At 71.7% G+C, this 19,420-nt stretch carries 19 protein-coding genes and 2 pseudogenes; 11 read left to right on the top strand and 10 right to left on the bottom strand.

What is annotated here, in order from left to right; all coding sequences use genetic code 11:
* A pseudogene (locus ACZ6D7_RS35690) lies at positions 1–147 on the top strand (IS481 family transposase); the annotation flags it as partial.
* Here ACZ6D7_RS35690 and ACZ6D7_RS35685 read toward each other — a convergent pair.
* From ACZ6D7_RS35685 to ACZ6D7_RS35670, 4 genes are all read right to left on the bottom strand, one after another.
* Positions 144–785: a VOC family protein gene (locus tag ACZ6D7_RS35685; protein WP_469500098.1), complete on the bottom strand. Its 642-nt coding sequence runs from the start codon at positions 783–785 to the stop codon at positions 144–146. The pseudogene ACZ6D7_RS35690 and the gene ACZ6D7_RS35685 sit on opposite strands and share 4 nt — an antisense overlap.
* 11 nt (positions 786–796) lie before the next feature.
* A complete protein-coding gene (locus ACZ6D7_RS35680) occupies positions 797–1,750 on the bottom strand; it encodes a fumarylacetoacetate hydrolase family protein (RefSeq protein WP_469500096.1) in 954 nt (317 codons plus the stop codon).
* A 204-nt stretch (positions 1,751–1,954) separates the two neighbouring features.
* Positions 1,955–3,250, bottom strand: coding sequence for a PucR family transcriptional regulator (locus ACZ6D7_RS35675; RefSeq protein WP_469500109.1), 1,296 nt, complete (start codon positions 3,248–3,250; stop codon positions 1,955–1,957).
* 553 nt (positions 3,251–3,803) lie between these two features.
* Positions 3,804–3,935 (bottom strand): helix-turn-helix domain-containing protein, encoded by a 132-nt coding sequence (locus ACZ6D7_RS35670; protein ID WP_469500094.1) that lies wholly within the window; start codon positions 3,933–3,935, stop codon positions 3,804–3,806.
* 176 nt (positions 3,936–4,111) lie between these two features.
* Here ACZ6D7_RS35670 and ACZ6D7_RS35665 point away from each other — a divergent pair, with 176 nt between their 5' ends.
* A complete protein-coding gene (locus tag ACZ6D7_RS35665; protein WP_469500092.1) occupies positions 4,112–4,897 on the top strand; it encodes an SURF1 family protein in 786 nt (261 codons plus the stop codon).
* A 292-nt stretch (positions 4,898–5,189) separates the two neighbouring features.
* Here ACZ6D7_RS35665 and ACZ6D7_RS35660 read toward each other — a convergent pair whose 3' ends face one another.
* Positions 5,190–5,810: a TetR/AcrR family transcriptional regulator gene (locus ACZ6D7_RS35660; protein ID WP_469500090.1), complete on the bottom strand. Its 621-nt coding sequence runs from the start codon at positions 5,808–5,810 to the stop codon at positions 5,190–5,192.
* A 264-nt stretch (positions 5,811–6,074) separates the two neighbouring features.
* Here ACZ6D7_RS35660 and ACZ6D7_RS35655 point away from each other — a divergent pair, with 264 nt between their 5' ends.
* Positions 6,075–6,608, top strand: coding sequence for a TetR/AcrR family transcriptional regulator (locus ACZ6D7_RS35655; protein WP_469500107.1), 534 nt, complete (start codon positions 6,075–6,077; stop codon positions 6,606–6,608).
* A gap of 451 nt (positions 6,609–7,059) precedes the next feature.
* Here ACZ6D7_RS35655 and ACZ6D7_RS35650 read toward each other — a convergent pair.
* The 3 genes and pseudogenes from ACZ6D7_RS35650 to ACZ6D7_RS35640 all read right to left on the bottom strand — a co-directional run.
* Positions 7,060–7,688 (bottom strand): annotated as a pseudogene (locus ACZ6D7_RS35650) (IS3 family transposase); the annotation flags it as partial.
* Between the two features lie 102 nt (positions 7,689–7,790).
* Positions 7,791–7,916 (bottom strand): transposase, encoded by a 126-nt coding sequence (locus tag ACZ6D7_RS35645; RefSeq protein ID WP_469500088.1) that lies wholly within the window; start codon positions 7,914–7,916, stop codon positions 7,791–7,793.
* A gap of 137 nt (positions 7,917–8,053) precedes the next feature.
* The gene (locus ACZ6D7_RS35640; protein ID WP_469500086.1) at positions 8,054–8,602 is read right to left on the bottom strand and encodes a hypothetical protein; all 549 of its coding nucleotides are present in this window, start codon (positions 8,600–8,602) and stop codon (positions 8,054–8,056) included.
* Positions 8,603–8,651: 49 nt separating this feature from the next.
* Here ACZ6D7_RS35640 and ACZ6D7_RS35635 point away from each other — a divergent pair, with 49 nt between their 5' ends.
* From ACZ6D7_RS35635 to ACZ6D7_RS35625, 3 genes are read left to right on the top strand one after another with little or no spacing between them, the layout of a single operon-like run.
* Complete coding sequence (locus tag ACZ6D7_RS35635; RefSeq protein ID WP_469500084.1) at positions 8,652–9,389, top strand: hypothetical protein; 738 nt, start codon at positions 8,652–8,654, stop codon at positions 9,387–9,389.
* 54 nt (positions 9,390–9,443) lie between these two features.
* Positions 9,444–11,171 carry an RNA ligase family protein gene (locus ACZ6D7_RS35630; protein WP_469500083.1) on the top strand — a complete coding sequence of 576 codons (1,728 nt, stop codon included), beginning with the start codon at positions 9,444–9,446 and terminating at the stop codon, positions 11,169–11,171.
* Positions 11,171–14,098 carry a poly(A) polymerase gene (locus tag ACZ6D7_RS35625; protein WP_469500082.1) on the top strand — a complete coding sequence of 976 codons (2,928 nt, stop codon included), beginning with the start codon at positions 11,171–11,173 and terminating at the stop codon, positions 14,096–14,098. The genes ACZ6D7_RS35630 and ACZ6D7_RS35625 overlap by 1 nt, the downstream gene beginning before the upstream one ends.
* Positions 14,099–14,393: 295 nt before the next feature.
* On the opposite strand, the gene ACZ6D7_RS35620 is transcribed toward ACZ6D7_RS35625, so the two are convergent.
* On the bottom strand, positions 14,394–15,323 hold the full coding sequence (locus ACZ6D7_RS35620) for an ABC transporter ATP-binding protein (RefSeq protein ID WP_469500080.1): 930 nt from the start codon (positions 15,321–15,323) through the stop codon (positions 14,394–14,396).
* Positions 15,324–15,519: 196 nt separating this feature from the next.
* Positions 15,520–16,464, bottom strand: a complete 945-nt coding sequence (locus ACZ6D7_RS35615) for a 5'-nucleotidase (RefSeq protein ID WP_469500078.1) — start codon at positions 16,462–16,464, stop codon at positions 15,520–15,522.
* A gap of 186 nt (positions 16,465–16,650) precedes the next feature.
* Between ACZ6D7_RS35615 and ACZ6D7_RS35610 the strand changes: the two genes are divergently transcribed.
* The 5 genes from ACZ6D7_RS35610 to ACZ6D7_RS35590 all read left to right on the top strand — a co-directional run bounded on the left by ACZ6D7_RS35610 (position 16,651) and on the right by ACZ6D7_RS35590 (position 19,292).
* Complete coding sequence (locus ACZ6D7_RS35610; RefSeq protein ID WP_469500076.1) at positions 16,651–17,004, top strand: sortase-dependent protein; 354 nt, start codon at positions 16,651–16,653, stop codon at positions 17,002–17,004.
* A complete protein-coding gene (locus ACZ6D7_RS35605) occupies positions 17,001–17,660 on the top strand; it encodes a class F sortase (RefSeq protein WP_469500074.1) in 660 nt (219 codons plus the stop codon). Before ACZ6D7_RS35610 ends, ACZ6D7_RS35605 begins: the two co-directional genes overlap by 4 nt.
* Complete coding sequence (locus ACZ6D7_RS35600) at positions 17,657–18,157, top strand: RNA polymerase sigma factor (RefSeq protein ID WP_469500072.1); 501 nt, start codon at positions 17,657–17,659, stop codon at positions 18,155–18,157. Before ACZ6D7_RS35605 ends, ACZ6D7_RS35600 begins: the two co-directional genes overlap by 4 nt.
* Entirely contained in the window at positions 18,141–18,686 is a 546-nt protein-coding gene (locus tag ACZ6D7_RS35595; protein ID WP_469500071.1) for a hypothetical protein, read from the top strand. Before ACZ6D7_RS35600 ends, ACZ6D7_RS35595 begins: the two co-directional genes overlap by 17 nt.
* Positions 18,687–18,770: 84 nt before the next feature.
* A complete protein-coding gene (locus ACZ6D7_RS35590) occupies positions 18,771–19,292 on the top strand; it encodes a hypothetical protein (RefSeq protein WP_469500070.1) in 522 nt (173 codons plus the stop codon).
* The last annotated feature ends 128 nt before the right edge of the window (positions 19,293–19,420 follow it).

The raw sequence follows: 19,420 nt of genomic DNA, 5'->3' as shown, positions 1-19,420 counted from the left end.
TACCTACGGCCCTACACCAGCAACGAACAGCGAACGGCAGCCCTCAACACCTTCCTGCACACCTACAACTACCATCGCTGCCACACCGCACTCGGCGGCCAGCCACCGATCAGCCGTGTGAACAACGCTGCGGGTCAATACACCTAGAGACTCTTCCAGGTGACCGCTCGCCTGTTGGCCCGTGGCGTGGTGCCGGGCAGGGTGCCCGCGCCGGGCCGGAGCAGTTCGGCCGGGTCGTCGCCGCGGCGCAGCCGCTCGAGCAGGTAGTCGGGGTCGAACTCGGTGCCGATCGGGTTGGCGGCGAACTCCTTGCTGCCGAAGAAGGCGGCAGTGGCCTCAGTGGTGGGGAAGTTGTCCACCTGGAACTCCAGGCGGATGCCGTCGGGGTCCTCGTAGTACAGCGAGGTGGTCGGCCCGTGGTTGATGGCCCAGACCGGGCGGATGCCCGCCTGCTTGAGTCGCTCGTAGGTGGTGAGCAGGCGTTCGAGCGAGGCGAACTGGACGGCGAGGTGGTCGATCCCGTAAATCTTGCGCCGCAGCCGTGCCAGCGGGAAGAGGTATCGCAGGACAGACGGCACCGTGACCAGCGCCAGCCGGTGATGTTCGTGGTCCCAGCTGAGGAAGGTGACCTGCCGGCCCTCGTGAACCACGCGGGCGCCGAAGACCACGCGGTACCACGTGATCATCTCGTCGCGGCGGGCGGTCTTGACGACCCAGTGCGCGACGAAGGCTGGCGCGGTGTCGTACGCGGCCTTGTGGGTGCCGACTTCTTTGGCGGCTTCCATGATCGGTCCTTTCAGGATGTGGTGATGGTGGTGTGCTGACGGCCGAGGTCGATGGAGCCGTCGGGGCTGCGAATGCTCGCGGTCACGAGGTCACCGGGCTGGAGGTAGGGCTTGCGGAGGTTGGAGCGGATGAACATCCGCCAGAGCCTGTCCTCGGGTAGCAGCGCCGTGGCCAGGCGGCGGACCAGCGCCGGCGGGGTGGTCGCGGTACAGCCGTGGGGGGTGCCGGTGAGCAGCAGGTCTCCGGGACTGAGGTCGCAGAACGTGGTCAGCTCGGTGAGAGTCTCAGCGGGCCGGTAGAGCAGGTTGCGGGTGCTGTCGTGCTGGCGGAGTTCGCCGTTGACCTTCAGACGCAGTTCCAGGTCGTCCAGGAGCGGGAACTCGCCCGGCTCCGGGACCGCGAGATAGGGCCCGACCGGGCAGAACCCGCGGTAGCTCTTGCCCTTGAGGTACTGGCCCTGCGGGAGCTGGACATCGCGGGCGGAGAGGTCGTTGGCGATGGTGATGCCGAAGACGTACTCGTGGAGATTCTCGGCGGTGACGGTCTCCGGCTGGGTGACCTGTTTGCGCAGCACCAGGGCGAGCTCGATCTCGTGGTCGAGCAGCCGCACGTGGGGCGGCCGGGTGACAGGCGTGTCAGGACCGGTGACCGCGGCGTCCGTCTTGTCGAAGAACAGGTTGAAGGGCCGCGCGTCGGGATCCATTCCGGACTCGATCGCGTGCTGCCGGTAATTGGCGCCCTGGCACAGGACGCGACAGGGCGTGGTCACCGGGGACAGCAGCTCCACCGACTCGGTCGGCAGTTGGGCAGGTTTCTCAGCGGCCGACCGCCAGTCGTCAGCGCCGTCACGGATGAGGTCCGCGGTCGAGGCGTAGCTGCCGGCCAGCGGCGACAGGCCACCGTCGCCGACGGTCGCCCACCGGATCTCGTCGTCGAGGCGGTAGCGGGCGAGGTGGATCACCATGCGCGTTCCTTCGCGGGGCGGCGGCGGACCAGCGAGGCTGGCGCCGGTGCGAGCGATCGCGTCCAGTAGCCGAAGTGCATGCCGACAGTGCAGCGGACACAGCCTTCGCGGCGCTTGGTCCGTGGTGCAATCCGGCCCGCCGTCGATTGGACCGAAGTCCAAAGGGGCCGTCTGGACCGAAGTCCGAAGGGGCCGTCAGCGCCGTCAGCGCGGGGTGGCCTGTTCGCTCAACACGAGGTCGCCGAACTCCTCCGCGAGCGCCAGCGCAACCTGAAGTTGCATCCGCCGGACCTTGATCTCCCGGCCCCGCAGCTGCTCGGCCCGCTGGATGCGGTACGCAACCGTGTTACGCGCGACGTGCAGCAGCTCAGCCGTCGTGTTCAGGCTTCGTTCCGTGTCCAGGTAGCACTTGAGGGTGGTGCGCAGGGTGGTGGCAGGCTCCCCGCATCCCGCGAGTCCAGCCAGCTCACGGCGCACGAACCGGCGCGCCTCATCGAGATGCGTGCTGAGCATGGCGATCAGGTCGAGTTCGGCGTAGTCGAACAGCCACCGGTCGGTGCGGGACAGCATCCCGACCCGGACGGCATCGAGGGCCTGACCGTGACTGAACGCGAACCCCTCGGCGCCGGACTCGGGCGGCCCGGCCGCTACCCGAATCCCGGACAGGGGCGTGCCCGTCGACGTCGGCGGCGTCACCGAGGCACCGTGGACACTGGACCCCCACGCCCACACCCGTTGCCGGCCGACAGGCAGGATCAAGGTGCCCGTCGCTCCGCCCGCCCGCAGCAGCTGCTCGGCGCGCTCTGCCAACCGGCCGGGATCGGCCTGTTCGAGGTCGTCAGTCCACACCACCAAGGCGGTGTGCCGGCGGGTGAGGTCGTAGCCCAGGACGCGGTGCGCATGATCGGCAGCGACTGGCTTTCCGTCGAGGATGTCCTGCACCAGCTCCATGCGCACGGCGGCCGAACTGGTCACCCAGGCGGCATGCGCCCGGGAGAACTCGCGAGTCATCTCGGCGGACAGCTGGTTGACGATCGCGAACAGCACCTCCGAGACATGCGCCACCGCCGCGAAGCGGTCGGAGGCAGGCAGGTGTCGTTCGGCCTCGGCCAGGAGCTCCCTGACGGCGTACGCATGACCGAGCTGGACGCTTTGCAACAGGTGCTCGACACCGACTCCCCGGCCCACAGCCTCCACAGCGCCCGTGAGCGCTTCCGCCGGAGGCTCCGGCGTGACCTCGGTATTCTCGGCCAGCGCAGCCACGATGCTCAACGCGACGGCCTCACATCCCTTCCGCAGCTCCTGCACGAGGCCGTCCACGCCAAGCTGCGGGATCTGCGTGGTCACGTGATCAGTCATGCCCTGGGCAAGTTCGACGGCCCAGGCCACCGGACCCGCGCCGACCCGGTCGACAAGCCGGTTGACCTGGGCCGAGGGCAGAACCGACCAGGACAGCACACTCCGGCCGCGCGGCGCGAGCTCACGAATCCATCCGCCCATGTTGTCCACTGGCCCGCGCCACCTCCGTCCAGGACCGAAGCGCAGCGACCAGTCCGTGCCGCCGAGCGCACCCTCAGTCATCAAGTACAACAGACACCAGACATGAAGCGCTCCGGGTCTGATGGAGGCTCGATTCCCACCGCCGCCCGCTCAGCAGGAGCCAGGCGCAGACGAAGCCGGACCCGAGCCTGGCACCCACGAGAAAGCGCTGGTGGCCGAGCGGGTCGACGATCAGCACGCCTTGCCGCGGAGATGTACGGGCGGTCGTCCTCTTCCTGCGGTGGCCGGCCGAGGTATGCGGTCCATGCGAAGCGGTTGGACGCTGGCGTCCAGGTGTAGATGTCGCTGTCACGGGGCGCACGACGCAGGACTGTGCGGTCGTCGAGCATCGGGTACTCGTGCCTTGCCCCCGGATCGTGGACACCGATGGTCATGCGGCCATGGTCAGCGTAATGGATCTTTGCTCGTAGTCGATCGGGCTGATCTGGCCGAGGCTTGAGTGCCTCCTTCCGCTCGGCCACCAGCCGGGTGACCGGGACACCGAGCGCGGCAGCTATGGCGAACAGGGTGTCCACCGTTGGTTGCCGGTGCCCTGCTCCAGATTCGACAGAGTCCGCTTGGCCAGCCCGGCCTGCCGGGCCAACTCGGCCAGCGGCAGACCCCGCTGCTCTCTGAGAAAGCGCACGTGGCGCCACTACGGCATTTCCTGTGGCCCAGCACACGCCCTTCTTGGCGAACGGAACGGGCAGTGGACTGGGCGCCCAGCTGGTCCTTTGGCCCGATTCGCACGAGCCGCCTGTGAACCGGGCCCGGTACTGACCCCACGGAATGGACGTTGGGCCGTGCCCGTACCGTGGTGGCGTGTACCGATTTCTGCTGACGCCCCGTTGGTGCGGGATCAACGTCTTCGTGCTGTTCGCCATCCCCCTCTGCATCTTCATGGGGTCCTGGCAACTGAGCCGGTTCGAAGAGCGGGCTGCGACACATCGCGGGGCCGAGGCGCAGGCCGCGTCGGACAAGCGGGAGGCGGCTCGGCCGCTTGCCGAGATGCTGCCGGTGGACAAGGCGACCGTGGGGAAGCAGGTCACCGCCACGGGCCGGTACGGGGAGCAGTTGCTCGTGCCGGATCGGGAGTTGCATGAGCAGCGGGGCTTCTACGTCCTGACGTTCCTGCGGACCAATGACGGCTCGGCCCTGCCTGTGGTTCGGGGATGGCTGCCTGGGGATGCGGATCCCTCCAAGGCGCCGGCGGCACCTTCCGGGGAGGTCAGCGTGACCGGGGCCTTGCAGGCGTCTGAGCACCCCGGGGAGAACGGGGTGCCTGGGCAAGGGGGTCTGCCCGCCGGGCAGACGGGAGCCATCAGCTCGGCGTCCCTGGTGAACCTTGTTCCTTACGACGTGCATAGCGCGTGGGTGACTCTGAACAAGGGCGACGAGGGGATGAAGGCCGTGTCGGTGAGTGCGACGCGGCATTCCGGGTTGGATCTGAAGTCGTTCCAGAACCTTGGCTATGCCGGGGAATGGTTTGTCTTTGCTGGCTTTGTGGCCTTCATGTGGTTCCGCTTGTTGCGGCTTGAGGTGGAGTCCGCGCGGGATGCGGACCTTGGGCTGGTGCCGCGGGAGGACGACCAGCCGGTAGCTGTGTGAGCTTGTGCTGGCCTCCGCGGGGATGACGGCCGGCGAGGGGTGCACTCGCCCGCGGAGGCGGGCCACTCCGCCGACCCGTGCCGCCCCAGCGGCGACTACCTGCAGCTACGGCATTTTCATGACCACCGCTGCCAGGGCGGGTACATCCCGACGACCTGCCCTGCCCCGTCGCCGGTAACGGCCCGTCAGGGCTGGGAGCGCGTGCGGGACGGCTACGACCCAGTAGGTCGAACTCACGCATGGAACACGACGCCCAAGGGCGATCAGGCACTCATCCCGCGGAGGGGAGCGGTCAGCCTGATCCCGTGTCTCCGACTGCGCGCAGCCCATGAAGGAACAGGTCGAGGAACCGGTCACGGACTGCGTGCGTGTTCATGCCGCGGAGGCGGGCGATGTGCGTGCTGAACCCGCCGATCGACGCCGCGAAGGTCTCCGCGGCCACGGAGCGGTCGATGTCGCTGCGGAGTTCGCCGCGCACCTGGGCGTCGCGGAGGACGTCCTCGATGACGGCCAGCGGCTGGTCGATGCAGTCGCGCTGGAACGTCGCGTAGAGCTCGGGGTGGTCGGGGAATTCGAAGCTGCAGCGAGCTCCGATCAGCCAGCGGGGGCTGTCGAGATGCTCGGCCATGGCGTCGTAGAGAAGCCGTATGTCCTGTTCGAGGCTGCCCGTGCACGGCGGGTCGAGCCGCACGGACAAGGTGGCCAGGCCGGCCAGGATCAGATCGTCGCGCTCGGGCCAGCGCGTGTAGAGGGTTCGTTTGGCGACCTTGGCACGCGCGGCGACAGAGTTGATACGGAAGCCGGCGATGCCGACCTCGGCGAGTTCGTCCACGACCGCCTGGAGTATGCGCTCATCCGCGCCCGGGTCGCGAGGCCGTCCCTGCTTCGCCGCGGCCGGTGACGTGCTTGCCATGCATGTCCCTTCCAGTCTGCTCGCGGTCCAGTTTCTCAGGTGGCCCGGATCGATCGTCAGTGCCGGGCTTCGCCCGTGTCCCTTTTCACTACCGAAACGGTTTCGTATTCATGCTTCCTCGGGATAGATTTTCTTCGCATGGAACGGTTCCGTTCGAGGGAGTCGCTGATGTTGACGGAGGCCGAGCGCAAGACGTCAGCAGCGTCGGCGCGGCCGGACCGCGCGAGGCCGCGTAGCCGGATAACGCCCGAGCGCGAGGCAGAGATGTACGAGGCCGTGCTCGATGTGCTGCGGGAATCCGGTTACGAGGCCCTGACCATGGACGCCGTGGCCGCCCGGGCCCAGTGCAGCAAGGCCACCCTTTACCGCCAGTGGACGGGCAAGCCGGAGCTGGTCGCTATGGCGCTACGCCATCAAAAGCCCGCCACCCTTGCCGGTGTCGACACCGGATCCCTGCGGGGTGACTTCCGGGCGATGGTGGCGCAACTGGACGACCGGCAGATGATGAAGAACGCCTCGCTCATGCGCGGCCTCGTCCAGGCCGTGCACACCCATCCCGATCTGTTCCAGGCGCTGCGTGACCTGCTCGTTCACCCGGAGCTGACGGGACTCGACAAGGTGCTCGCCCGGGCGGTCGAGCGGGGTGAGATCAGCGCGGCCTCGCCGACCCTGACCTACGTGCCGCACATGCTGCTCGGTGCCCTGATCGCCCGTCAGTTGATCGAGGATAAGTCGGCCGACCGAGCCTTCGTGAGCCATTACATCGAAGCCGTTGTCCTCCCCGCCCTCGGCGCCTGAACCGCCGCACAACGGCGTACGGCACCACAAGCGTCGTGCGGCGCCACACCGCCCTTTCGCCCCACCTGACCTGCGCCACTCTCGTGCGGTTGGCGCTTCTGGCCGTCGTCGCCGTAATGCACTATCGCGATGCGGCCGATACCGGTTCGCATTCGGGACACCGCCGGCACAGTCGACTGAAGCGAGTCTGAGCCTGTCGGCGGTCAGGCATGCCGAGTGCGACAGCAATCTGCTCCCACGTCTGCCCATGAGCACGGGCCTGATCAATGAGCTGGAGTTCGGCGAAGTCCGAGTCGCTGCGACGTGGTCGAGTCGCCGGTCACCGGCGCGGTCACGACGAACCCCCACGAGAAGCCACTGCAGAGCATCGGCCCTGGTGACTCGCGATCTCCCTCCACCGTATCGTTGTGCCAGGGGGAAGATCGCGCCGGCCAGTCTGCCGCCTCGGGGTGGCGGCGGCCGCCTTGAGCGCGTCGGTGATCAGCTCGGTGCGCATGTGGTCGGCGATCGACCAGCCCGCCAGCCCCTTCGAGCACAGGTCCAACACCGTGGCCAGATAGAGGAATTGGCCGTCGCCGATGGGCAGGTAGGTGATGTCACCGACGTAGCGGGTGTTCGGCGCCGTCGCGGTGAAGTCACGCTGCAGCAGATCCGGAACCGGCGCCGCGGACGGCTCCGGGATCGTGGTGCGGACCGTTTTGCGCAGGTGCACCCCGACGATGCTGAAGGACCGCATCACCCGTGTCACCCGCTTGCGGTTGACCTTCAGCCCCGCCCCGCGGAGCTCGGCAGTCACTCGCGGCGAGCCGTAGGTGCCGTCCGAGTCGGCGTGGATCTTCTTGATCCGTTCGGCCAGCTCGGCGTCCGCCCGCCGTCGCGCGGCCCGCGCATCGACGCCGGCGAGCCAGCGGTAGAAGCCGGAACGGGAGCATTCCAGCACCCGGCACAGTCGCTTGACGCCGAACGCGTCGCGGTGGTCTTGGACGAATTGGAAACGACTCACCAGTTCGTCTCCGTCGCGAAATACTTCGCGGCCTTGCGCAGGATGTCGCGCTCCATCTCCAGCTCGCGGACCTGTCGGCGCAGCCGCGTAATCTCCGCGTCCTTCGCCGGATCGGCCGCCGCCGCGGGACTCGATGCTCCGGACCCTGCGGCCGCATCCGCGGCATCCGCGGCCTTGACCTACTGCCGCAGTGTCTCGTGGTTGACGCCCAGCTCCTTCGCGATCTGCGACACCGGGCGGTCCGACGAGCGCACCAGCGCCACCGCGTCAGCCCGGAACTCCGCTGGGTACCTATAGGTCCCCACCTGGGACTCCTCTCCCTGCATCACCCATGATCCAGGTCTACGAGGTGTCCACGATCAAGGGGCAAGGCCCAGGCACTGAGTGCGGAGCCACGTGTCGAGGGCGAGCGCGATGCGAGTGAGCGTCAGGCTGGTCCCGCTCAGCAATTACTCGTTGGAATCGACGGTGATAGTGCGTCGCCTGTGTCGATACGGCTGCCGAGTTCGCGCACATACGGCTGTAGTCGCCGGCGCAGCTCAAGGCGGCCACCGCGCTGATTGGCGGGAGTGAAGTACTGCGAAACCTCGTTGATCAAAAGCGCGGTATCGATGCCGGATCGTCGCAGCCTCTGCCGGAGCGGGCAGAGTAGATACTCGGCCTGAGTGACCTCTGCCCAGACCAATACGGTGCCGATCGCCGTTCCGTGCCGGGAGGTGAGGCGGTTGCCTTGTGCGAGCCCTGAGCAAAGGGCGAGCCAATCTCCGTACGGCATGGTCCAGTTGGCCATGAAGCGGCGCCTGAGAGTGTAATTCGTTCGCTGGGGCAGCTTGTCGAGGTAGTCGGCGAGTTGCTCCGTGGCACGCTCGAAGCGGGGCCACAAGCCGACGTCACCGAACTGACAGCGGAGTTTGTTCAGGGTACTCAAGGCCCGGCTCTGCGGGATATCGAGCGCCTGGGCCGAGTCGCGCCACGAACCGCCTGCGGTCATTTCCACGAGTTTGAGTGAGGCTGCTCGGCGAAGATGGCGCACAGTGTAAATGCCTGCAGGGCTCGGCGACGCGCTCGCCGAGATGGCCGACTGGTCGGCGGCGGCTGACGCGTACCAGCAGGCGGTGCAGGCCGACGACGAACTCTTCCGGGCCTGTCTGGTGAGCTCCTCACGCGTGCGCCAACTGCGTTCGGCCAGTGATCTGCACCAGCGAGGGGCCTACGCGCTGGCTCGCGCGGGCCGGTTGGAGGAGGCCGTGCTCTGTCTCGAACGGGGCAGGACGCGCACCTTCCACCTTGCTCTCGCGCCGGACCACGACCAGCTCCAGCAGCTGGCCCGGACCGACCCGGAGGTCCACCGCTCCTATGTGCGGGCAGCCGAGACGCTACAGGCTCTCGAGGCCCGCAACCGGGAGCTGGGCCGCCATGAACCGCCGGGAGACGGTGGAAGGGAGCGGGAAGCGGCCGAGTACGAGCTGGGCGGACCCCTCGACGAGGCCAGGGCGGAGTTGACCGCCGCTCTGGCCCGGGTCCGGGCGCTCCCCGGCCTGGAGTCATTTCTGCGGGAGATGACGTGGGACGACATCCTGGACGCGGCACGACCGGGCGAGCCGATCTGCTACCTCGCCGCGACGCAGCACGGCACCGTGTCCCTGATCGTCCGCCGCGACACCGACCCGGGGCCCCGAATCGATCCAGGCTCTTCCCCCCGAGGGGCCACCCGGTGTCTCCGCCACCACGGACCGGACCGGCGACACGGCGCCGTCATGAGAGGGGCACACGCATAATCCCGCGCATAATCCGCTGGAGGCGGTGTTTCCCGCGGTCCTATAGTGCCCGGCATGCGCACCCCCTATCCCCGAACTCCCCATTTGCCCTGGTCACCGGGTGCTTCCGCCGACGATGTGCGGGCCGGAGGGCTGAGCGGGTTCGTCGGGCGGGAGGTCGTCGTGACCGAGAAGCTCGACGGGGAGAACACGACGCTGTACGCGGACGGGCTGCACGCGCGGTCCGTGGATTCCGCGCACCATCCGTCGCGGGCGTGGGTCAAGGCGCTGCAAGGGCGGGTGGGGGCGCGGATACCGGCGGGATGGCGGGTGTGCGGGGAGAACATGTACGCCCGGCACTCGATCCCGTACGACACGCTGGAGGGCTACTTCTACGGCTTCTCCGTGTGGGACGAGCACGACCGGTGTCTGGACTGGGACGCGACCGTGCGGTTCCTGCGCGGGCTCGGCGTGCCGGAGACGCCGGTGCTGTGGCGGGGCGTGTTCGACGAACGGGCGCTGCGGCGGCTGCGGGTGGAGACCGGACGCCAGGAGGGGTTCGTCGTACGGACCGTCGAGGGCTTCGGGCGGGAGGACTTCGCCGGGCGGATCGCCAAGTGGGTGCGGCCCGGGCACGTGACGACGGGCACGCACTGGATGCACACGGCCGTCGTCGAGAACGGGCTCGGCCCGGCGGCCGCGCTGTGGGCCGTACGGTCCGGCGCGGCACCGGACGGGGACGCGCTGGCCGGGCACCTGGGCGCGGCGGACGGTGACGCGGGCGCGGCCGCCGAGGTCGTCCCGCGGCTGGACGCGCTGGGGCGGCACGGGGACGCACGGCTCGCGGGCGTGCTCGCCGCACTGCTCCACCGCACACCCCGCGCGCGGCTCATGGGCCGCGCCGCCGGCCCTCTGGGCGTGCCGCTCGCCCGGCGGGTCGCCGACCTGGTGGGGCTGCACACCGCCCTGCACCGGCCGTACCCGGACGCGGAACGGCGGGCCGGGCTCGTACGGATGTCGTTCGCGGCCGACCTCGGCGTGCTGCACGCTGTCGCCGGGGCGGTCGCGGGGGAGGAGCGGGCGCGGGAACAGGCGGAGTGGTCCGCGCTGCACGCGGAGGAGGCCGGGCTGCTCGGCGAGGCGCCGCTCGGACCGCTGCGCGCCGGGCTGCGCGAGGCCCTGGAACGGGACGGCGTCGGCGGCGAGGCCGGGGACCGCTGCTGGGCGGAGGCGCGGCAGGCGTACGCCGAGGGGCGGATCTCCACCGTGGCGGAGGCCGTCGCCGCGACCTGGCGGTGGCGCGGCGGGGACTTCCCCCGGCTGGTGCACCTCGTGGGGCCGTCCGGCAGCGGCAAGAGCGGCTTCGCGGACCGGCTGGAGGGCGTCTCGGCCCGCGTCTCGCTGGACGGCCTGCGCGCGGCGCGCGGCTCGCGGGCGGACCAGAAGGCCAACGGGGAGGTCCTGCGGGAGGGCCTGGACCGGCTGGACCAGGCCCTCGCGGCCGGCGGCACGGTGGTGTGGGACGCCACCTCGCTCAACCCGCACCAGCGCTCCCTGGTGCACGCCGTGGCCCGCCGGCGCGACGCGCTGGTCACCCACGCCGTGCTGCTCGCGGACGAGGACGAACTCGTACGGCGCAACGCCACCCGTGCCCATCCGGTGCCGGCGGACGTGCTGACGGGCCAGCTGCGGCGGTTCGTGCCGCCGTATCCCGGCCAGGCGCACCGCACCTGGTACGTCGGCGCGGACGGCACCGTGGCGGACCGCGACGGCACACTGGACCTGGAAGGGGAGAACGGCTGATGCGTACCAGCGAGGAGATCTACCACCGGGTGCGCTGGGACGCGCGGTTCGACCCCGCGCGGTTCGTGCTCGGCATCAACCAGCGCGGCGCCGCGCCCAAGCGGGTTCCGCTGCCGACGTTCGTGCCGGGCGGCGAGATCCCGTGGCACCGGGTGCTGTTCGTGGAGGCGGACGGCGAGCTCGTCTGGGACCGCGCCACGGGCGTGGACCGCATCGACGAGTCCGGCGCCGGCCGGGTGCGCGACCCGCGGCGGCTGACGGCGCCCTTCTTCACGGAGCGCGTTCCGCACGCCTTCGACGTGGCCGCCGGACGGTGGGTCCCCGCGCCGCCCACCGCGCGCGAGACGGGCCGGGAGCGGGTGCGGGTGCTGACCTGGAACACGCTGTGGGACCGCTACGACAGCCACCGCATCGACACCGCCGCGCGCCGCCCGCTGCTGCTGGCGGCCCTGGAGCGCGCCGACGCGGACGTCATCGCCCTCCAGGAGGTCGAGGCGGGGCTGCTGGCCCTGCTGCTGGACGCGCCGTGGGTACGGGCCCACTACACCGTCGGCACCGACCCCTACGGCAAGGACGTCGACGACTGCGGACAGCTCCTGCTCAGCCGGCTCCCCGTACGGGAGGCCGCCCTGCACGTCCTCGGCCACCACAAGGCCGTCACCGCCGTCGTCGTGGACACCGCGGCCGGGCCGCTGACCGTGGCCACCACCCATCTGACCAGCGACCACTCCGAGGCCGGGCCGGCCCGGCGCGAGGCCGAACTGACCCGGCTCGCCGAGGGGCTGGCGGGCGTGCCGGGCGGCCTGGTCCTGGTCGGCGACTTCAACGACGGCGGCCCCGGCCCGGCGCGCACGCTCGGCCTGGTCGACGCCTGGAGCGAGGCGCACGGGCCGCACGACGACTCACCCACCTTCGACCCCGGCGTCAACCCGCTGGCCGCCGTCTCGTCCCTGAGCGGCCGCGCCTCCCGCCTCGACCGCGTCTTCGTCCGCGCCGCCGACGGGCCGCACGTGACCGGCGCGGCGCTGCTCGGCGACACCCCCACCCCGCAAGGGCTGTACATCTCTGACCACTACGGGGTCGCCGCCGATCTGAGCTGCGGCACCGGTCCGCCCGTCGACGTGCTCGACCTCGCGCCGACCCCCCGTACGGCCCTGGCGTGGGTGCCGCCGCGCGCGCTGTGGCCCGCGCTCCAGGACGTGCGCCGGGACCACGACGTACAGATCCGGCGCTGGCCGCCGCACGTCAACGTGCTGTTCGGGTTCGTCCCCGAGGCTGACTTCGAGCGGGCGGTGCCGCTGCTCGCCACGGTGGCCGCGCAGGTCCAGCCGTTCACGGCACGGCTGGAGGGTCTGCACACCTTCGCCCACCGGCACGGCGACACCGTGTGGCTGGACCCCGCGGCGGACGACGAGACGCCGTGGGCGGAGCTGTGGCAGGCGCTCGTGCGGCACTTCCCGCGCTGCCGTGGCCGCCAGCACGGGTTCACCCCGCACCTCAGCCTCGGCCGGAGCAGCGATCCGCACGCCGTCGCCGTCGACTGCGCGGCCCGCCTCTCGCCCATGGCCGCACGGGTCGGCGAGCTGGTCCTGCTGTCCCGGCGGGGCGAGGAACCGATGCGGCCGCGGGCCACGGTCGCCCTCGGCACCGGCGAGGTGCGGTGGCTGCCCGAGCCCGCCGTCGGCCGGCCCGACCGGGACTGGGAGGACTGGGCCGCGCCCGCCGCCGGCACCGGCGTCCCGCCCGCCCCGGACGACGCGGCGGCCGAGCGGGTCGTGCGGCGCCTGACGGACGCGCTCGGCGAAGGGGTCGTCCACCTCGCCGGGTCGCGGCGGATGCGCTGCGCGCTCGACGGGGCCGACCTGGACGTCGTCGCGGCGCTGCCGGGCACGGCGGACCTCGCGGCAGTACGGGAGCGGGTCACGGCCGCGCTGCCGGGCGCCGAACGGGTGCGGGAGGTCGTCGGCGCGCGGGTGCCGGGGCTGCGGTTCCACGTCGACGGGTTCGACGTGGACCTGGTGGTCGTGGCCACGGGTCCGGTGCCGGCGCGGGACGCGGTGGCCCGGCGGGCCGAGCTGGGCGAGGCCGCGGCGGTCGCGCTCAGCGCGGTGTCCGACGCGGACGCGGTCCTGGCGGCCGTGAGCGGGCGGGCCGTGGGTGCGCGAGGGGAGGAGCGGTTCGCGGAGCTGGCCCGGGGCGTGAAGGCGTGGGCGAGGGCGCGCGGGCTGGACGCGGCGCCGTTCGGCGGGCTGCCCGGGGTCGCGTGGGCGGTGCTCGCGGCCCGTACGGTCCGGGAGTCGCCGGACGTCGGGGACGCCGGTGAGCTGCTGCGGCGGTTCTTCGGCACCTGGGCCGCGTGGGACTGGCGCGAGCCCGTCGCCCTCACCGGGGCCGGGGACGTCCACGGGACCGGCGGGGCCCTGACCGTGCTGACGCCAGGCGCGCCCGTGCGGTCCTGCACCGAACAGGTCGGGCCGGGCGGGCGGGACCTGCTGACCCAGGAGCTGTACCGGGCCTGGGAGACGGTGGAGGCCGCGTCCGCGTCCGGTACCGATCCCTGGCCCGAGCTGCTGACCCCGCCGCCCCTGCACCGACGGCACACGGCCTGGGCCGTGGTGACGGTCCTGCCCCGGCGGACGGCGGACCTCGACGAGCTGAACGGGCGCGTACGCGGACGGATGCGCGCACTGCTCGGCGCGCTGGAGGACGCGGGCGTGCGGGACGCGCACGCCTGGCCGCGGGCGCTGGCCCCCGCCCACCCGCCGGCGTCCGCCGACAGGCCGGCGGGCGCACGGTACGCGATCGGACTCGGCCGCACCCCGCCCGGCGCGGAACGGCTCACGGAGATCGCCGGCCGCTGGACCACGGGTCTGCCGGGGGTCGAGGTGGCGCAGGTCGAGGGCGGGACGGTGCCCACGCTGAGGTGAGCCGGGGCGAGCGGCCCCCGCCCCCGGCCCTGTGCCGCGCAGGCCGATCGAGGCCATGCCCCGGCCCACCGCCGCCACGAACCGGTCCTCCACCGTGCCCGCCGGGACGTAGTGCCCGCGGTTCTGGCCAGCAGGAACACCGCGACGCCCAGCGTGATCCAGCTGGAGCGCAGCGACCAGAACTTGGCCCACTCCGACCGCAGGACCCCGAGGCCGGTCACCTTGTAGGCCGTCGTGCGGGCGGGGGTGGGTGCGGGGGCGGGCGCGGGTGTGGGGTCGAGGCTGGTGACGGTCATCAGGCGGCCTTCCGTACGGTGTCGGCCGGAGCACTCTGGTACTCGACGACGTCGCGGGTGAGTTCCATGAACGCCTCCTCCAGGGAGACGGACTGCGGGGTGAGTTCGTACAACGGCACCCCGTGTCGGGCGGCGATCGCCCCGATCTCCCGGGCGTCCCGTCCGTTGACCAGGAGTTCCTCGGTGGAGGAGGAGCTGATCGTGACGTCGGGGCCGGCCAGCAGCGAGCGCAGCCGGACGGCCTCGGCGGTGGCGACCTTCACGCCCGAACCGCCGGCCTCCCGGGTGAAGTCGTCCACCGTGGTGTCGGCGAGCAGCCGGCCCCGCCCGATGATCACCAGATGGTCGGCGAGCAGCGCGGTCTCGCTCATCAGGTGCGAGGAGAGCATCACGGCGCGGCCCTCGTCGGCCAGGCCGCGCAGGACGTTGCGCACCCACAGCACGCCCTCGGGGTCGAGGCCGTTGACGGGTTCGTCGAGCATCACGATCGCCGGGTCGCCGAGGAGGGCCGAGGCGATGCCGAGCCGCTGGCCCATGCCGAGGGAGAAGGCCCCCACGCGCTTGCCGGCCACGCTGGTCAGCCCGGCCAGCTCGATGACCTCGTCCACCCGGCGGCGCGGAATGCCATGGGTGTGCGCGAGCGCCATCAGGTGGTGGAACGCGCTGCGGCCCGGGTGGACGGACTTGGCCTCCAGCAGGGTGCCGATCTCGTGCAGGGGCGCGGCGTGCCGGGCGTAGGAGCGTCCGCCCACGGTGACCGAGCCCCTGGTGGGGGAGTCCAGCCCGATGATCATGCGCATGGTCGTGGACTTGCCCGCGCCGTTGGGGCCGAGGAACCCGGTCACCTCGCCCGGCCGCACCGTGAAGCTCAGGTTGTCGACCACCGTCTTGTCCCCGTACCGCTTCGTCAGCTCACGCGCTTCGATCATGGGAGTGGACCTTTCCTGCCTCGAACCCGTCCGCGGACACACACCGCGGTGTCTGTGTCCGACGCTATGAGCGCGGCCGGCCCGGACCCTGGGCCCGCGGGGGAATCTTCGGCGGGGGAGTGGTACCGGGGTACCAGTCGCCCCGCCGGGCCGACGGCGACGACCCCGCCGGAGGATCGCTCGGCCCCGGTGGCCGTCAGGCGGGTGCGGCGCCCTCGTTGACGACCCCGAAGGGGATGTGGACGCTCGGGGTGGTCGGCGCGGTGCCCTCCAGATGGCTCACCTGGTCGTCGAAGAAGATGTGCGGCCGCAGGACGTCCATGACCGTGCTCTTGTCGATGCCGCCCAGGAAGAAGGCGTCGTTGACGGTGACGCCCCAGTTGTCGAGGCTCAGTACGGCGCGCTCGTGCGCGGGCGCGTTGCGGGCCGTGACGATGGAGACGTGGACGCGGATCGCGTACTCCGGGTCGTCCCTGCGCCGTGCCTCCTCCGCCCGCTGGAGCTTGTTGATCTCGCGCAGGAAGTCCCGGAGCGGGCCCGCGTCATGAGGGGTGGTCACGTTCAGGGTCTCGTGGGCGCGGAACCCCTCCAGGCCGCCCTCCTGGAACACCCGCTCCGACTCGTCGCCGGCCAGGACGCCGTCGAAGTCGAACGCGATCCGCAGATCGCGGTCCTCGGGATCGTCGTCCACGGCGGCACCGAGGACCCGGCCCGCCGGCAGCCCCCTGGCCACCGCCTCCCGTACGTCGTTGGCGTCGGCGGAGAGGAAGAGGGACATGTGCAGCGCCCGCATGAACCGGTAGGGGGCCCGGCCCTGCATGAAGACGGCGCGGCTTATGGGCAGGCCGTGCGCCTTGATCGAGCGCATCACCCGCAGGCCCGTGTCGGGGTCGTTGCGCGACAGGATGATCACCTCGACCAGCGGATCGCCCGCGGGGTTGAGGTCGTTGAGCGACAGGATGCGGCGGATGAAGGGGAAGGCGACGCCGGGCCGGAGCGTGCTGTCGAGGTGGGCCCGCTGGTAGGCGCGGTAGCTCTCCTCGCCCTCCCTCCGGAACACGGCGTCCGACTCCTTCAGGTCGAAGAGGGCGCTGGAGGCGATTCCGATGACCAGCCGGTTCTCCAGGCTGTAGCGCGACATGAGACTCCCCGAGACGTCTTCGCACGTCAGCGACGCGCGCTCGCGCCGACTGTAGCCCGCCCGCACCCTTTGCCATCTCTTTACAACGCGGTCCGCGGCTGCCTCGTCTCTCCGTCCGATCCGCACCGCGGCCCGTGGAACGAACCCCGGGCACCGGGCGTGCGGACCGACGAAGGAGAGCGACTGATGCGCCGAACCGTCCTTGGTTCCCTGGCCCTCGCGGCCACCGCCGTCCTCGCGGGCGCGCTGCCCGCGTTCGCCGACGGGACCCCGACCCCCGTCCCCTCCCCCACCAAGTCGTCCCGCCCCGCCGAGGCCGACCGGACCCCGGCTCCCGCTCCCGAGGCCACCACCGCCCCGGCGCCGGCGGAGGACCAGGTCGACGCCGTGCCGCGCGGCGCCGCCGACACCGGTGAGGCGCCGGAGACCGCCGGGTCCGCGGGCCACGGCGGGCTGATCGGCGGGGGCGCCGCCGCGGTGTTCGCCGCGGGCGGCGCGGGGGTCTACCTCGTGCGCCGTCGGAGGACGACCGGCGCATGAGCCCCCTCTCCAGGCGCGTCCTGGCCGTCGCGGCCCTGACCGCGCTGCTCACCGGCTGCGCGGGACAGCAGACCGCCCCGACCGCCGACAGCACGGCGGCCACCGGGCGCGGCGCCACGAGCGCACCCCCGGACCAGGCTGCCCGCGCCCGGGCCGCGCGTCCCCTCGCGCGCTCGGTGCCGGTCGGGCTGCGGATCCCCGCGATCGACGTCGACACCACGGTCATGGGGCTGGGGCTGGCCGCCGACGGCACCGTCGAGGTGCCGCCGATCGAGGCGGACGACCGGGCGGGCTGGTACCGGCACTCGCCGACCCCGGGACAGACCGGACCGTCGGTGCTCCTCGGCCATGTCACGGTCGGCGCGTACGGGGACGGCGTCTTCCGGCACCTGGACCGGCTGCGCCGGGGCGACACCGTCGTGGCGCGCCTGGAGAACGGCACGACGGCCCGGTTCGCCGTCACGGAGGTACGGACCGTCGACAAGGCGGAGTTCCCGACGCGGGACGTCTACGGGAACGTGGACCGGCCGGAACTGCGTCTCATCACCTGCGGCGGTCCCCGCGCCGGGGACGGATACCGCGACAACGTGATCGTCTTCGCCGTCCTGGACCACCCGGCCGAGGGATCGTCGGACAACTCCGTGGGAGAACGTTGAAACGCCCCGTCAGGTCCCGGGAGAGGGCGGCGTCCGAGCTGTTCGCCGCCCTCTACCCACGGCTCGCCGGCTGGTGCCGCCGGCTGGTCGACGACGACGAGACCGCCCACGAGATCGCCTCGGAGGCCTTCACCCGGCTCTGGGCCCGCTGGACGTCCGTGGCGGAGCCCCAGGGGTTCCTCTACGTCACCGCCGCGAACCTGGTCCGCGACCACTGGCGCAAGCTGGAGCGCGAACGGCGGGCCGTGCGCCGGGTCACCGCCGAGGCCGCGGTGAGCCCGCCCGCCGAGCAGACCGACCCCTCGGTCCGGCTGCTCGTGCAGTCCCTGCCGGACCGGCTGCGCGTGCCGATCCTGCTGCACTACTACGCTGACATGCCGATCCGGGAGGTGTCCGTGCTGACCGGGCGCAAGGAAGGGACCGTCAAGGCGGATCTGCACGCGGCCCGCGAACTGCTCCGCGCCCACCTGAGGAGAAGCCTTGATCACACCCGCTGACGACTTCGACGACGGCCCGGACCTCGACCCCGACGACCCGCTCACCGTCGTCCTGCGACCGCCGTCCACCGGCCGTCTCGCCCCGCCCCCCGGGCGGTACGAGGAGATCCGTCGCGGTGCGGCCCGGCGCCGCGTGCTGCGCGCCGCGGCCGGGGTCGGCGCGACCTGCGCCGTCGCGGCGCTCGCCGTCCTGCTGCCGCTGCGCCTGACGTCGGACGATGCTCCGAGGTCCCCCACCGTCCCGCTCGCCCCGCCCCCGGCGAGCAGCCCCTCGACCGTGCCCGACTCCTCGACCGCGCCCGTCCCCTCGGCCGTTCCGGACTCCTCGGCCGTGCCCGGCCCGTCGGAGACGACCGCCCCGGTCACGCCGGCCCCTTCCCGGGGGACCGGGACCCCCGGTGCCCGCGCCGCCACCGATGCCCCCAGCCCGGTCCCCACCCGCACCACGTCCCCGAACCCCGAGGAGAACCCGACGACGACCACGGCGGCGCGGCCGACCGCCCGCTCCGCTTCGAGCACGGGCCACTGAGCGGGCACTGAGCGGGATCCACACGCCGCGGGGGCGGCGGCAGTTGCTTTTGAACGTGTTCAACTGTTGGCGTACGCTGCCCCCATGAGCGACAGAGCCGCCCTTCTGAAGGGCATCCGCGGCTGGCTGGTCTTCTTCGTCGTCTGTCTGGTGCTCAGTGGCGCCACCGCCTTCCCCCTCGTCCACGAACTGCGCTGGACCGAGGAGTTGGCGCGGGCCCTGTCCGTGCCGGAGCACCTGCCCGCCGCCATGGACTGGATCGTGCGGGTCCGCCAGGGCCTGGACACCGCCGACGCCGAGTACCCCTTCCTCCTCTACGGCACGGACTGGCTGGCCTTCGCCCACCTCGTCATCGCGGTCGCCTTCTACGGGCCCTACCGCGACCCGGTCCGCAACATCTGGGTCGTCGAGTTCGCGATGATCGCCTGCGCCGGGATCATCCCGCTCGCGCTGATCTGCGGACCGGTCCGCGGGATCCCCTTCTGGTGGAGCGTGATCGACATGTCGTTCGGCGTGTTCGGGGTGATCCCGCTGTACGTCGTACGGAAGAAGATCAAGCGGCTGGAGCGGATCGGCCCGAACACCTGGGCCGTGGCGGCCGTTTGAGCACGCATCCCGGCCCGCACCCACGCCGGCGCCCCGCCCGCACCCCGCCCGCACCCTCCCGAGGGACGAAAAGTGTTATCCGCCGGCCGTTCCGCCCGTCCCCATGGGTGTGATCTCCGACATTGCCA

The sequence above is a fragment of the Streptomyces sp. NPDC041784 genome (assembly GCF_055591025.1).
The sequence above is the reverse complement of the archived record's forward strand: the minus strand, read 5'-3'. Positions and strand labels throughout refer to the sequence as shown.

Bases quoted from the DNA above. Each gene is read 5' to 3' on its own strand.
- ACZ6D7_RS35590 (WP_469500070.1), top strand. From the start codon at position 18,771: ATGAGCGACAGAGCCGCCCTTCTGAAGGGCATCCGCGGCTGGCTGGTC.
- ACZ6D7_RS35680 (WP_469500096.1), bottom strand. From the start codon at position 1,750: ATGGTGATCCACCTCGCCCGCTACCGCCTCGACGACGAGATCCGGTGG.
- ACZ6D7_RS35615 (WP_469500078.1), bottom strand. From the start codon at position 16,464: ATGTCGCGCTACAGCCTGGAGAACCGGCTGGTCATCGGAATCGCCTCC.
- ACZ6D7_RS35605 (WP_469500074.1), top strand. From the start codon at position 17,001: ATGAGCCCCCTCTCCAGGCGCGTCCTGGCCGTCGCGGCCCTGACCGCG.
- ACZ6D7_RS35675 (WP_469500109.1), bottom strand. From the start codon at position 3,250: ATGGGCGGATGGATTCGTGAGCTCGCGCCGCGCGGCCGGAGTGTGCTG.
- ACZ6D7_RS35635 (WP_469500084.1), top strand. From the start codon at position 8,652: ATGCCTGCAGGGCTCGGCGACGCGCTCGCCGAGATGGCCGACTGGTCG.
- ACZ6D7_RS35620 (WP_469500080.1), bottom strand. From the start codon at position 15,323: ATGATCGAAGCGCGTGAGCTGACGAAGCGGTACGGGGACAAGACGGTG.
- ACZ6D7_RS35655 (WP_469500107.1), top strand. From the start codon at position 6,075: ATGTACGAGGCCGTGCTCGATGTGCTGCGGGAATCCGGTTACGAGGCC.
- ACZ6D7_RS35685 (WP_469500098.1), bottom strand. From the start codon at position 785: ATGGAAGCCGCCAAAGAAGTCGGCACCCACAAGGCCGCGTACGACACC.
- ACZ6D7_RS35660 (WP_469500090.1), bottom strand. From the start codon at position 5,810: ATGGCAAGCACGTCACCGGCCGCGGCGAAGCAGGGACGGCCTCGCGAC.
- ACZ6D7_RS35640 (WP_469500086.1), bottom strand. From the start codon at position 8,602: ATGACCGCAGGCGGTTCGTGGCGCGACTCGGCCCAGGCGCTCGATATC.
- ACZ6D7_RS35610 (WP_469500076.1), top strand. From the start codon at position 16,651: ATGCGCCGAACCGTCCTTGGTTCCCTGGCCCTCGCGGCCACCGCCGTC.
- ACZ6D7_RS35630 (WP_469500083.1), top strand. From the start codon at position 9,444: ATGCGCACCCCCTATCCCCGAACTCCCCATTTGCCCTGGTCACCGGGT.
- ACZ6D7_RS35625 (WP_469500082.1), top strand. From the start codon at position 11,171: ATGCGTACCAGCGAGGAGATCTACCACCGGGTGCGCTGGGACGCGCGG.